The organism is Chryseolinea serpens (assembly GCF_900129725.1).
GTDB lineage: Bacteria > Bacteroidota > Bacteroidia > Cytophagales > Cyclobacteriaceae > Chryseolinea > Chryseolinea serpens.
In genome coordinates this window covers 828,688-842,327 of sequence record NZ_FQWQ01000003.1, presented here as the reverse complement: position 1 = coordinate 842,327, position 13,640 = coordinate 828,688, and the positions used below count along the sequence as shown (strand labels likewise).

Annotated in this window: 12 protein-coding genes; 5 read left to right on the top strand and 7 right to left on the bottom strand. The window is 52.7% G+C overall.

Annotation, left to right across the window (positions count from 1 at the left end; translation table 11 throughout):
• Positions 1 to 190 precede the first annotated feature (190 nt).
• A complete protein-coding gene (locus BUB30_RS23375) occupies positions 191 to 973 on the top strand; it encodes a hypothetical protein (protein WP_143165052.1) in 783 nt (260 codons plus the stop codon).
• Positions 974 to 1,042: 69 nt separating this feature from the next.
• On the opposite strand, the gene BUB30_RS23370 is transcribed toward BUB30_RS23375, so the two are convergent.
• Complete coding sequence (locus BUB30_RS23370) at positions 1,043 to 1,261, bottom strand: hypothetical protein (RefSeq protein WP_073138810.1); 219 nt, start codon at positions 1,259 to 1,261, stop codon at positions 1,043 to 1,045.
• A gap of 192 nt (positions 1,262 to 1,453) precedes the next feature.
• Here BUB30_RS23370 and BUB30_RS23365 point away from each other — a divergent pair, with 192 nt between their 5' ends.
• The 4 genes from BUB30_RS23365 (at position 1,454) to BUB30_RS23355 (ending at position 6,363) form a co-directional block, all read left to right on the top strand.
• On the top strand, positions 1,454 to 2,341 hold the full coding sequence (locus tag BUB30_RS23365) for a cyclase family protein (RefSeq protein WP_073139670.1): 888 nt from the start codon (positions 1,454 to 1,456) through the stop codon (positions 2,339 to 2,341).
• 122 nt (positions 2,342 to 2,463) lie between these two features.
• Positions 2,464 to 2,634, top strand: coding sequence for a hypothetical protein (locus tag BUB30_RS35260; protein WP_178377178.1), 171 nt, complete (start codon positions 2,464 to 2,466; stop codon positions 2,632 to 2,634).
• A gap of 93 nt (positions 2,635 to 2,727) precedes the next feature.
• Positions 2,728 to 3,756 (top strand): GTP 3',8-cyclase MoaA, encoded by a 1,029-nt coding sequence (moaA, locus tag BUB30_RS23360; protein WP_245804153.1) that lies wholly within the window; start codon positions 2,728 to 2,730, stop codon positions 3,754 to 3,756.
• Between the two features lie 159 nt (positions 3,757 to 3,915).
• Positions 3,916 to 6,363 (top strand): YfhO family protein, encoded by a 2,448-nt coding sequence (locus tag BUB30_RS23355; protein ID WP_073138804.1) that lies wholly within the window; start codon positions 3,916 to 3,918, stop codon positions 6,361 to 6,363.
• 59 nt (positions 6,364 to 6,422) lie between these two features.
• Here BUB30_RS23355 and BUB30_RS23350 read toward each other — a convergent pair whose 3' ends face one another.
• The 6 genes from BUB30_RS23350 to argB all read right to left on the bottom strand — a co-directional run bounded on the left by BUB30_RS23350 (position 6,423) and on the right by argB (position 13,639).
• Entirely contained in the window at positions 6,423 to 7,715 is a 1,293-nt protein-coding gene (locus BUB30_RS23350; protein ID WP_073138800.1) for a Gfo/Idh/MocA family protein, read from the bottom strand.
• A 35-nt stretch (positions 7,716 to 7,750) separates the two neighbouring features.
• On the bottom strand, positions 7,751 to 9,667 hold the full coding sequence (locus tag BUB30_RS23345; RefSeq protein WP_143165051.1) for a rhomboid family intramembrane serine protease: 1,917 nt from the start codon (positions 9,665 to 9,667) through the stop codon (positions 7,751 to 7,753).
• 163 nt (positions 9,668 to 9,830) lie between these two features.
• The gene (gene argH / locus BUB30_RS23340) at positions 9,831 to 11,165 is read right to left on the bottom strand and encodes an argininosuccinate lyase (protein WP_073138794.1); all 1,335 of its coding nucleotides are present in this window, start codon (positions 11,163 to 11,165) and stop codon (positions 9,831 to 9,833) included.
• Entirely contained in the window at positions 11,162 to 11,752 is a 591-nt protein-coding gene (locus BUB30_RS23335; protein ID WP_073138792.1) for a cysteine hydrolase family protein, read from the bottom strand. The genes argH and BUB30_RS23335 overlap by 4 nt, the downstream gene beginning before the upstream one ends.
• On the bottom strand, positions 11,749 to 12,810 hold the full coding sequence (locus tag BUB30_RS23330; protein ID WP_073138789.1) for a M20 family metallo-hydrolase: 1,062 nt from the start codon (positions 12,808 to 12,810) through the stop codon (positions 11,749 to 11,751). The genes BUB30_RS23335 and BUB30_RS23330 overlap by 4 nt, the downstream gene beginning before the upstream one ends.
• Positions 12,811 to 12,850: 40 nt before the next feature.
• Positions 12,851 to 13,639: an acetylglutamate kinase gene (gene argB / locus BUB30_RS23325; protein ID WP_073138787.1), complete on the bottom strand. Its 789-nt coding sequence runs from the start codon at positions 13,637 to 13,639 to the stop codon at positions 12,851 to 12,853.
• Position 13,640: the final 1 nt, after the last annotated feature.

The window sequence follows — 13,640 nt, the reverse complement described above, 5'->3', positions numbered from 1 at the left end:
GAGGCAGGGGACTATGCTACCACGAGATCGCATAGTCCCTGAGACAGGAGACTATGCTACCCCGGGATCGCATGGTCCTGAGACGGGGGTGCTGTGCTGACGTGCTGGCTGGGAAGAATATGTCGGCAGCCGCTGTAACCTTCTTTAAAAGTGATGGTATTGTAGCTATGTACCAAACTCCCAATTCGCTATGAGCCCTTTTAGCCGCTTCCTTGTCGCTTTCGCGATGATTTTTATGATCGCTGTGCCTGGTTTTTCGCAGGCTGTCGGCCCCGCACCTGCAAAGCAGGAAAAGAAGCCTGAAAAAGAAAAGATCAAAACAGATGAGCCTACTGACGAGTCAGACCGGTCAAGGGGTCTGAGGAAAGTATCTACCCGATCAAATGAATGGGATATTGATATTGACATAGACGAGGCGGAGATCGAAAACGAGGTTGAATCGAGTATTGAACTGGCCATGGAATCGATGGAGGAGGAGCTGGAAGACCTGGACATTGATGTTGAGCCAGTAGAGGTTGATATCGAGGATATCGACGTTGATGTTGAACCTGTGGAAGTTGATATCGAGGATATTGACGTTGATGTTGAACCCGTTGAAGTTGATGTCGAGGAAATGGATATCGATGTTGAGCCTGTAGAAGTTGATATCGAGGAAGTGGATATCGATGTTGAACCCGTGGAAGTTGATGTCGACATGGATGTTGATGTAGACGTTGACCTGGATAATGATCGCTTCGATTGGGATGATCATGATGATGACGAAGCCATCTTACAAGACGAGTTGAATTCATCGGCTGATAAGGATAAAGACAAGGATAAGGATAAGGATAAGATTAAGGAAAAGACTAAGGATAAGACCAAGGTCAAAGACAAAGACAAAGACAAGCAAAAGGACAAATCCGATACCAAAGAAAAGTATAAGCCAGCTAAGAAGGAGAAGAGTAAATCGAAAGGAAGTCGTGCGGATGAGTAGTCGTGCGTGTGGGTAAGGGGACGCATAGTCCCTGAGACAGGAGACTATGCTGGGACGGATGAGTGGTGGCTACTGCTTTATTTCCCAGCGGCCGTTTTGGTCTTTGCCGTAGGTGAGGCCGTTGCTCATGGTGTGTAAGGTGTTGCCGGCGGCGTCGGTGTTGGCGCGTTTTTCGTAGACGCGTATGCCGCCGTTCTCGAGGGTGAGGAAACGGATGAGGGCGTTTAGGGTTGGGTCGATCTCCGACAACGATTGTTCGTCGCCTTCTCTGACAAATGCCTGGCTCATGGTGGTGTGTTTATGATGTAAAGATACGTATCGTTGGCTGGTATTGGGAATGAGTGACGAAGCTGGTGTTGTTGGAGAAGAACTCCAACAACGGCGCTCCAACAACGGCGTGTGGCGGGTGTGTCACATTTTTCTTTTCAAATTCCATCCTTTGTCTAACAACCCTGAAGCGATCCTGTTCGTTCTGTGGACATGGATAGACGCGTAAAATTTGATTTTGAGATTTATTTCACCAATGGTGGCAACATCAAGGGGGAAGATTTTCGCCTCGACATCGAGGGGGATACTATTTCTGACAAAGCCCTGGCCGACTATATCATCGCCGACCTGCGGCTGCTGATGGTGGGGGAAGCCAAGATTCTGAACAAAGAAATTCTGACGGAGCCGCATAAGCGAAAGCCTATCAAGGAACAAAGCGGGTCGTCTGTACTCATCGATCTTAGTCATACCATCACGGCCGGGTTGGTCACCTACAAGGGTTTGCCTGCCCCGGTGATCTGTGATTATTTGAGTCGCGAGGATTCGAAACAATTTTATGCGCCGGGCACAACCTTTCAGATCGGGAAAATAGAAATGGTGACCAACACGGGGACCTACATCGATTGTCCCTTTCACCGGTTTGAAGATGGCAAAGATGTTTCCGAGTTTGGGTTGGAACGGTTTGCCGACCTGGAAGGGGTGGTGATCCGCGTGCCCTACACGGAGTCGCAAGCCATCACGCGGGAGCATGTGCAAAACTATGAAATACGGAACCGCGCGGTGTTGCTCCACACGGGCTGGGATGCGCATTGGAATACGGAAAAATATTATGAAGGCCATCCCTATGTGACCCGTGAAGCCGCCGAATTCCTGCGCGACTGTGCCGTGAAACTGGTAGGCATCGACTCCCACAACATCGATGATACCCGGGATAAGGAGCGGCCTGTACATACCACCTTACTGGGGGCAGAGATACTTATTGTCGAACATTTGTGTAACTTGTATACACTGCCGGCCGATGGGTTCACGTTCAGTGCCGTCCCACCCAAGTTCAAGGGCGTGGGCACATTCCCGGTTCGCGCCATGGCCCGGATACGATAGAGGGCGTAAACGGTTTTGACTTCCCCGCGAATCCATTCGTCGGGAAGGGAATGCAGAGTGTGCTGTGCTTCTGGTTTTCTGTAGAAGCGTGTGGATGGTTTTAGCAACCTAATGCTGCCCTTATGCGACTCCGAGTAGTTGCCGTGATCCTGATCGTGACGGGTGCCTTCTTTACCGTCTTTCAACTGGCCCGCACGGGCAATACGTGGTATTGCCTTGTTTACGTCATATTTTCCATGTTCTATATAGTGTTGGTGAACACCCCAGCGGCGCGAAAGCATCACAAACATTGAAAAGCATTGAATTCTATGGGCCAGGAAAATGTTGTAGAGACACCCCGTTTGCTTGAAACAGGCGACCGGGGAATTGTCAAATATTGAATATCTTTGACATTTACGACTGGTAAATTCAACGCTGCTGTGACCCCGCTTTACGACAATCATGGAAGGCCCCTCACCTACTTGCGCCTGGCCGTAACCGACCGCTGCAACCTGCGTTGCTTTTATTGCATGCCCGAAGAGGGCATCCGCTACCTGCCCAAAAAAGACTTGCTCACCTTCGAAGAGATCGAACGCCTCATCACACTCCTGGCGTCGCTCGGCGTGTCGAAGATCCGGCTCACCGGCGGCGAGCCCTTTGTACGGCACGATCTCATGGACCTGATGCAGCGCATCACCGAAATTCCAGGCATCAAAGACCTGCACCTCACCACCAACGGCGTGCTGACGGCACCACATGTGGGCGCTCTCAAAAAGATGGGCATCGCCTCTGTAAACCTCAGCCTGGACACGCTCGACCGCGAGCGCTTCCGGGTCATCACCCGCCGCGACGAATTTGAGCCCGTCATGAACACCCTGAACCTGCTGCTGGAACACGACATTGCTGTGAAGATCAATGCCGTGGTGATGGAAGGAAAAAATATCGACGACATCGTGCCGCTGATCGAGCTCACCCGAAACCAGCGCGTCGAGGTCCGGTTCATCGAAGAAATGCCGTTCAACGGCGAGGGCAACCACTACCCCACCCTGCATTGGACGTACACCCGCATCCTGGACTATATCAAATCGCATTACCCCAACCTGGTCAAACTTCCCGACCCGCAGCACTCCACGGCCTACACCTACTCCATCCCAGGCCACCTCGGAAACCTCGGCATCATCGCCGCCTTCAGCCGCACCTTCTGTGGCACGTGCAACCGCCTTCGCATCACCGCCCAAGGCACCCTCAAAACCTGCCTCTACGACGACGGCGCCCTCGACCTCCGCGCCCTCTTGCGCGCGGACCACTCCGACGACTATATCAAACAACAACTCCACACCGCCTTCCAACACCGCGCCAAAGACGGCTTCGAAGCCGAACAACGCCGCAAAAATCACCTCCCCGTAAGCGAATCGATGTCCACCATAGGCGGATAACCTGCACGCGTGGCAGGCACGTAACGCACTGTCCGATAAACAATTAAATCCCGTTAAGCCGCACAAAACTCCTGGCTCCTGGCTTCTGGCTCCCGGCTCCTATTTCTCCCAAATCCTTCTTATTTTGCACCCCTTATACCACATCCCCTTAACGGATTCATGAAAAAAATAAACTTCGCCAAAGACGTTCTGCCCCACGGCGTGGCCATTGGAATCTTCCTGATCGTAACGTTCTTCTTCTTCAACCCGGTGTTCTTCGACCACAAGGTGATCAACCAACATGACATCCAGCAGTGGGAAGGGTCTTCCAAGGCATCGCGCGACTATCGCGAGAAGACCGGCGAAGAACCGCTTTGGACAGAGACCATGTTTAGCGGCATGCCCGCCTACCTGGTCAACGTGCAGTGGAGCAACCAGGCGGTGTCTTATGTCAAGGCCGTCATCAGCTTCAAGCTTCCACATCCCGTTGCCAATATCTACCTCGCATTTTTGTGCTATTATATCATGCTGATCACTTTTGGCGTGCGACCCTATTTGGCGATCGCGGGTGCGATCGGGTTTGGGTTGTCGACGTATATGATCATCGGCATCATGGCCGGCCACAATGCGCGGGTCGGCGCTATCGCTTTCATGCCCTTAGTAGTGGCGGGAATTCATCTTGCTTTTTCAGGGAAGCGAATCCTTGGGTTTGGTGTGACCACGGCGGCGCTGGCATTGCACTTTCGTGAGAATCACTTGCAGATGACCTATTACTTGTTGCTGATCGTTTTGATCTATGGCCTGATCCGCCTCATCGAAGCCTTCCGCGAGAAGACCCTCCCCGACTTCGCGAAGACGATCGGTGTTCTGATTGTGGCGGCCGTCATAGGTGCCGGCACATTCTTTGGACCGATGTGGGCTGTGACGGAATATACATCCTATTCCATTCGTGGAAAGTCGGAGTTGGTGGCACACGGGGCCGAACAAAGTCAAACCGGCCCTGGCAAAAACTGGGCCTTCGACTACAGCAACAGCATCCTTGAACCCATGGTGTTGCTCATCCCGAATTTCTATGGCGGCAGCACCAGCAACCTGATCGCGAACGATCAGAACAGCGAGGTATACAAAGCACTGGTGCGCTCGAAAGATGAACAAATGGCCAACCAACTGGCGAACTACACGGTCGCCTATTGGGGCGAGCAAGGCCTCACGGCGCCTTACTATGCCGGCGCAGTGATCGTTTTCATTTTTGCCTTGGGAATCGCCTTCGCGGATAAAAAGTATGTTTGGTGGCTGGCATCAGTGGCTGTGCTGGGGATCATGTTGAGTTGGGGAAAGAATTTCTCGACCTTCAATTATTTCCTGTTTGACTACCTGCCGGGATATAACAAATTCAGATCTGTAACCTTCACCCTGATCCTGTTCCTGTTTGCTGCACCCTTCCTGGGATTGCTCGGCGTGGAGAAGATCATGCAAAAGGGATTGACAAAAGAAGCCAAGCGGAAAGTGCTTATCGCCTTTGCCTCCACTGGCGGCTTGTGCTTGTTGCTCTGGATGGGCGCGGGCATGTTCAGCTTTCTCCGCGAAGGCGAGAACCAACTTCCGGTCTGGTTCACCGGCGCGATGATCGACGACCGCATGAGTCTTTTCAGAAGTGACGCGTTCCGCTCCCTCGTTTTTATTGTGCTGGCGTTTACCACGATCTACTTTGAAGTTTGGACCAAAATATCGCCCGTGGCTTTCTACGCGTTCTTCATCGCCCTCATCACCCTCGATGTGGCCATTGTCGACAACCGTTACTTTACGAAGGCCAACTATCAGCGCAAGCGCGAAGACACGTTCTATACGATGACCGAGGCCGACAAAGCCATCGCACAGGACAAGACACTGTATCGCGTGTACAACATTCAACCCGGCGCCTTCACCAGCGAAGCCCACACCTCCTACTTCCACAACTCCATCGGCGGCTATCACGGCGCCAAGTTGAAACGCTACATGGATCTCTATGATTCTTGTCTCTTCAAAGAGACCAACGCGTTCATCACCGATGCGCAAGCCGGAAAGTTTGATCTTGAAAAGCGGGGCATCATGAATATGCTCAACATCAAGTACCTCGTATATGGCCCCGGACGCGACAATATCATACCCAACTCAAGCGCATTGGGAAATGCCTGGTTTGTCAACGATGTGGTCACGGTTAATTCCCCCACCGAAGAGTTGGCCAAAGTATGCAGCCTCGATACGCGCCATGCGGCTGTAGTGGATGCCTCGAAGTTTAAGGCGGGAAGTTTTTCGGCGGATAGCGCAGCAACCATTACGTTGACCGAACATTCACCAAACCGGATGAAGTACGAAAGCCAATCGCAACAAGACGGTTTCGCGGTGTTCTCAGAAATCTATTATCCGAAAGGATGGAAAGCCACGATCGATGGAAAAGAAACCGAGATCCTGCGCGCCAACTATGTGCTGCGGGCATTGAACATCCCGGCAGGCAAGCATACCATTGAATTCAAATTCGAACCTGCTGCTTATGTGACGGGCAATAAAGTGACGATGGCGGCTTCATGGATGATGCTACTGGTGTTGGTCGGTAGCATTGGATGGTCGTTGCGCGAAGAAAAATCATGATTTGAACCGCCTCACCTTCACTAAAGCTTCGGCGAGCGAAGGTGAGGCGGTGAAAAATTTTATACCGTCGGATACACCCACTCTCCCCGATACGCCCGGCTCAACAGCTTATTCGCCTCCGCGTCGTTCTTGATCAATCCCTTCTCTCCATCCCACTCCACACTTCTTCCCAACTTCCAACTGAGCATCCCCAATAAACTCATGTTTGTTGACCGCTGCCCTATTTCAATATCACACATAGAAAGCTTATTCGTTTTGATGGACGTTAAGAAATCCGCCCACAGCGCCGCGATGTTTTGCTGATCGGGCTCGTCCAGCTTTGGTGCTTCATGAATGATCTGTTTTTTTGTATCTGCAGGGTAGAACGTCCAGCCATCGAGCCACCCCATGTGGAAGGTGCCTTCCGTGCCATAGAAGTAGCAGCCGAGGTTGGTCTTCTCCGCTTCGTTGCCGGCATAGAGGCGGTGTTCCCAGGACGCCGTGAACGTCTCAAATTCGAAGAGCACGTTTTGCGTGTCAGGCGCGTCGGTGCTGTCCTGGCGGATGAAGCGGTTGGCCGTAGAGTAGACTTTCTTGGGATGTTTTTCTTCGGTCCACCACAGGATCTGATCCATCCAGTGAATGCCCCAGTCACCCAATTGGCCATTGGCATAATCCAAATACGAGCGGAAACCCTTCGGATGCATGGTGGGATTGTAGGCGCGCAACGGTGCGGGACCACACCACATGTTCCAATCCAAGGTAGACGGCGCTTCGGCATCGGGTGTCTTCTGGCCGGGGCCGCCCGGATAGTGCACGAATGCTCTCACCGATCCGATCTTTCCTGCCTTACCCGACTTCAAAAACTGCATACCGGAAATATTATGCGGCGACGCACGGCGATGCGTTCCCACCTGCACGATGCGCTGTGTGTCGCGCGCCGCTTTCACCATTGCTTTGCCTTCGTTGATGGTGTGACAGATGGGCTTCTCCACATACACGTGCGCCCCGGCCTTCATGGCCGCGATGGCGATGAGTGGATGCCAATGGTCGGGCGTGGCCACGATCACGATCTCGGGTTTTTCCTTGGCCAGCAACTCGCGATAGTCGCGATAGATCTTCGGCGTGTCGCCGCTGAGTTTTTTTACTTCCGCCAGCGTGGCTTTGATTTGATTTTCATCGACATCGCACAAGGCCACCACTTTACTTTCGCCGGCCTGGATGGCGCAGCGCAAAATGTTGCCGCCCCACCATCCCGAGCCAATGAGTGCCGTGGTGTATTTTTTATCCTTCCCCAAAACTTTGATGAGTGGTGCCGCCGCAAATCCCACAGTGGCAGCAGCAGTCGTTTGAATAAATGTTCGGCGTTGCATAATTTTTATGGTTGACGTTTTACTGATCGTCGCCTTTAGAATATGACTTCAATGTAACCCTGCGAGGGCAACTTCTCATAACCATGCAATAAACCGGGACGCCATGGAGGTCCTTCCTTGATAAGGCGGATCGCTTCCGCATCGTGCTCCGACGACACGCCCTCGATGATCACAAAGTCCCACATCGACCCATCGGCCCCTACATTGAATACCAACTTCACTGTACCACTCTTGAACCCCGGTGGCTTGCGTGTGTTAAGAAAAAGATATTTCCGGTATTCCGCCATGCCCTTTACAGGAAAGGCATAGAGGCTCGTCTGATCATAGACATAGCGCTTGCCCTTACGGTCTTCCGATACACCGCGAACGATACGGTTGTCGCGATAGATCTCGTGGAAATAGGGCTTGCCATCGGGATGAAACCCATACCAGTCGCCATCGCGGCGGCCGTTTTGATAGGGGCCTTCTTCAGAAACCTGTCCCGTGGTGTACCAGCGGATGGCTTTGCCTCGGCCGTTCTCGACTTGTGGGTTTCCCAACGAGTCCCATACACTACGGGTGTAGCCCTCGCCGTTGTAGAACACTTCACTTTCCAGCTTGCCGTTCCAGTGATATATTTCCCAGCGCCCGATGGACTCTTCTTTATCATAGCGTCCTGCGGAAGAATAGGTTCCTCGTTCCGAATAGTAAAGAAAGATGCCATTCTTCATGCCCCGCAGATATTGTCCTTTCATCTGGATGGCGCCGTCGCGATAATAGTCGCGCACGGGTCCCTGCCATCGGCCTGCCGAGTCCTGGGTGCCGATGCGATAAAAGCGCGCGGTGTTGGGGTCGTCTGTTTCGCGCCAGGCTGAATCAAAGAAAACCTTCTTCATCGCCATTGAAGGCGAAGGCGAATCGGTGCTGTCGGGTTCCGGCTCGCTGGGGCGCTTCGTGAAGGTGAGGCCATATTGCAACGGGGGCACGGTGCCGAGTTTTGCCGCCACCACCTCGAGGCTGTCCATGTAGACATAGGATTCGCGTAGGATGAGGTTCACTCGATAAGCTGTTTCATCTGCCCGGAAGCCCACGTACATTTTCATGGAGGCCGTGTCGGCGGCAAGCTTCTGCGGGACGGAGGGTAGATCTTTCAAGGATTGTCGAATGTCTTGCCAGCTGGTTAAGATCAGGCGAAGGCTGTCGCCCAGTTCGGCATCGGTGCGGAGATCGCGAAAGTAATGATGGGTTTGGTCTTCCGTGGCGCGAACGCGTTGATAGATGCGATAGTATTGAAGCTGGCCTTTCGGAAGCAACAGCAAGGTGAAGGGCAGCGCGACGGCGATCACGGCCAGGTACCGGTTGTCGATGAGGACACGCAGCTTAACGTGCAGCACCGCCAACACTACTCCCGCCACAAAACCTCCGGCATGGGCGGCGTGATCGAGGTTCATGAAAAATGAAACCCCCGTCATGATCACCAGGAAGATCACAAAATTGATGATCACCGACGTGAATTGTTGACGATCTTCGTATGTTCCCAGAAGATCGGCCACCAAACGATAGGCAAACAATCCGAACAACGCTCCCGACGCGCCCGCGCTGGGTACATAAACATTGAAGGCCAGGCTCATCACCCCTCCCGCCAATCCGCAAATAAAATAAAGAATCACAAAGCGAAGCGAACCAACACCCTCCTCCAGGTCGCGACCTAACGAATACAAGGCAAACATGTTGACCAGCAGATGAAGAATGTGAAAGTGGAGGAACATGGACGTGATCAGCCGCCAGGGCTCGCCACCCAGGGTGAACGGATTAAAATTAGCGCCGGCTTTTAAGATCGTGATGATGTCGACGGTGTCCAGTATGGGGCTCTGCTGGTGAATGGCCAGTATAGCATAGGCCACGAAATTAATGGCCATCAGCACATAAGTTGCAATCGGTTGGTTCTTCATGAGCAAGTGTGAAAGTAGCAAAAAAACGTTTTAAATCACGGGAGTGTTTTGTGGAGGTATCAAGGGGTTCACCGCCTCACCTTCGCTGAAGCTTCGGCGAGCACAGAAAGACGCAAAGGCGCAAAGCTAATGCGGAGAATTCTCGCATAACTTTGCGCCTTTGGGCCTCCGAGGTAAAAGTATTTTATCGGCCTACCAGAGCACTCAATTTAGCCTCAACCTCCGCGAAACGAAATTCCGCCAACGCGCGCTCCATGGCACTGCGTATCTCGCTAAGACAAAGGTTGCCAATGCTCCCCTCATGCGTATGATGCACGGTCGTATCGGGGTGATAAAGACCTTTCTCGATGTCCATGCCGACTTTCTTATAGGCATCCCGGAAGGGCATGCCCGCCAGTACCAGCTTATTCACCTCCTCCACACTAAAAAGGAATTTATACTTCTCGTCGCTCAGGATATGATCTTGCACCTTGATGTTTGAGAGCATCAGCTGCATCATCCGCAAGCAATCCTTCAGGTTTTGGATGGCCGGAAAAAGCAGCTCCTTCAAAAGCTGCATATCGCGATGATAGCCGGAAGGCAAATTGACGGTAGCCAGCGCAATATCGTTAGGCAATGCCTGCAACTGATTACACCGCGCACGGATCAGCTCAAACACATCCGGGTTCTTTTTATGCGGCATGATGCTGGACCCCGTCGTCAACTCATCCGGGAACCCGATAAAGCCAAAGTTTTGATTCATGAACAAACAAGCATCCATCGACAGCTTGCTCAACGTGGCCGCAATGTTTGCCAAAGCGCTAGCCACAATGCGTTCGGTCTTTCCCCTTCCCATTTGCGCATAGACGACGTTGTAGTTCAACGATTCAAACCCTAGCAGATTCGTGGTCATCGTCCTATTCAAGGGAAACGAAGAACCATAGCCCGCCGCGGAACCCAAAGGATTTTTATTGGCCACGCGATAGGCCGACTGCAGCGTGATCACATCATCCACCAAACTTTCCGCGTAAGCGCCAAACCACAAGCCAAACGACGAGGGCATGGCCAACTGGAGATGGGTGTAGCCAGGCAACAGATGATCTTTATATTTTTCACTTTGTTGCAGCAACAATTCAAAAAGTGGTTGTACTTCGCCGATCACATTTTCAATCTCCGCGCGAAGGAACAGCTTGATGTCCACCAGCACCTGGTCGTTGCGCGAGCGGCCGCTGTGGATCTTCTTGCCCATTTCGCCGCACCGCTTTGTGAGCTCCAACTCCACTTGCGAGTGCACATCCTCCACACCGGCTTCTACTTTGAAGTCGCCCGCGGCGATGCTGGCATAGATATTTTTCAACTCTGCCGAAAGCACTTTCAATTCTTCAGCGGTCAACAATCCGATCGACTCCAGCATGGTGATGTGGGCCAGCGACCCCAGCACGTCAAATGGCGCCAGGAACAAGTCCATCTCCTGGTCTTTCCCTACGGTGAATTTTTCGACCTCTTTCAACGAGGCCTTATCTTTTTGCCAGAGTTTCATGCGATTAAGGGTTTGCTTGTGGGAGTCAGCGACGCGATCACTTCCGCCGTGGTGGCGATGGAAGCATACTCGTCTTTCAAATTGGACAACGATACCTGGTGGATCAACGTGGAGGAATAGGTTGCACCGTCCACCCCAATCTTATCAAAGCTCGCCGTGGCATCCGACACCACCGTGGTGCGAAAACCCAACTCGCCGGCCATACGCGCGGTGGCCTCCACGGAATTGTTGGTGACAAAACCCGTGATGATCACTTTTGAAATATTGTGTGCCCTGAGAAAGTTTTCCAGGTCGGTTCTGATAAAGGCGTTGGCCGTTGATTTATGGATCGATTTCTCACCGGGTAAAACCGTGACGAAATCTTTTAATTGATTTCCTTTCTGTCCGGGACGAAAAGGCGATGAAGGATCGACTGAATCGTGTTGAATGATGACGATGGGCAAATTCAATGCGCGGCAGTGTTTTAATAACCGTGCGATATTGTCTTCCGCCGAAGGATTGTTCCGGTTGCCACCCCAATGCCCGGCCTCGTCAATCCCGTATTGAACATCGATCACGATCAAAGCCGTTTTCTCCGAGGCGGTCATGATACGATAACGTTGTCCAACAGTTTGATGTAGGTGGTGATGCCTTGTTCGATCTCATGCGCAAAGATGAATTCATCCGCCGAATGAGAGCGCGCCGAATCTCCAGGGCCCATCTTCACAGAAGGCACAGGAATAAGCGCCTGGTCGGACGTTGTCGGGGAGCCATAAAGCTCGAGCCCCAATTTCTTAGCGGATTGCACCAGGGGATGATCCAGGGCGATGCCCGACGAGCGCATGCGCAATGAGCGAGGTGTCACCTCGCAAGTAACATGTTGTTTGATGATCTCGAGTGCCTCTTCCAGCGTATAGGCGTCCGTCACCCGGACGTCAACCGTGAACCGGCATTCGGCAGGTACCACGTTGTGCTGGCTTCCGGAGTTGATGATGGTGACGGTCATTTTCATCTGTCCCAGCGTCTCCGAAACTTTCGGATAGCGGAAGGTTCTGAACCATTCGATGTCGGGTAAAGCCACATAGATGGAGTTGATCCCTTCCTCGCGCGCGGCATGACCAGGCTTGCCCTTTGCGAGGCAGTCCAATACCATCAATCCCTTTTCGGCAGTCGCCATGTTGCAGAGTGTAGGCTCGCCCACAATCGCAAAGTCGATGGGTGTCAACGACGACCAGATGCTTTCCACACCGCCCGTGCCGGAGATCTCTTCTTCAGCAGTGGCCGCGATCACGAGGTTGTATTTGAGATCGGTGCGATGATAATAATGCAGGAAAGTGGCCATGAGCGACACCAGCGGACCACCGGCATCGTTGCTGCCCAAACCATACAACTTGCCGTCGATGATCTCGGGTTTGAAGGGGTCGCGTGTGTAGCCGGAGTTGGGCCGGACCGTGTCATGGTGGGAGTTGAGCAACACCGTGGGTTTGGCGGGATTGAAATGCTTGTTGCGTGCCCATACGTTGTTGGCCCGGCGATAGGTGTGCACGCCATGCTTCTCAAAAAACTCCTCGATGATGAAGGCCACTTCCTCCTCTTCCTTACTGAAAGAAGGGGTAGCGATAAGCTTCATCAGGAGTGCCGTGGCTTCTGTGTGTAATGATTCCATAGTTATTTTGCCGCTGGATGCCGAAGCAAGCCCGCAGCTTTTACAAAGTTATCAAAGTACCTTCCGTTTCCGGGCCGGTGTTCTTCACCAGGTCGATGGCTTCGCCGATCAGCACCTCTTTCACGCCTGCATTCAATGCAGCGTAAGCATTCTCCAGTTTGGGCAAGATGCCATCGGCAAAAACGCCCTGCGGCAAGAGCTGGTCGTAGAGCTCGCGGGGCAAATGCCGGATCACCGATTCTGCTTTATTCACATCGCGCAACACGCCTTTCTTCTCAAAGCAAAAGATCAATCGCACATCATATAATTTTCCCAAGGCCACGGCCAGCACCGAGGCAATGGTGTCGGCATTGGTGTTCAGTATTTTTCCGTCGGCGTGTGTGAGCGGGGCAAACACGGGAACCACGTTTTGCTGCAAGAGCGTGGCCAGCAATTTCGTGTTCACACTTTCCGGTTTGATGTCGCCCACAAAACCGTAGTCAATATCTTTCACGGGTCGCTTGGTGGCCTGGATCAGGTTGCCATCGGCGCCGGTCACACCCCAGGCGTTGCATCCCAGGCGCTGCAGTTGGGCCACCAGTTGTTTGTTCACCAATCCGCCATACACCATCGTGACCAGGTCCAGCGTGGGCGCATCGGTGATGCGGCGGCCGTTGTGATAGTTGGCCGCTATGCCCAGTTGCTCGCCCAGCTTGGTGGCGATCTTGCCACCGCCGTGGATCAATATCGTATGCGCCTTGATGGTGGCAAAGTCTTTCAGGAAGGCGTCGAGCGCCCCTGCGTTGTCCAGCACATTGCCGCCGATCTTGATGATGAATAGTTTCTCCATG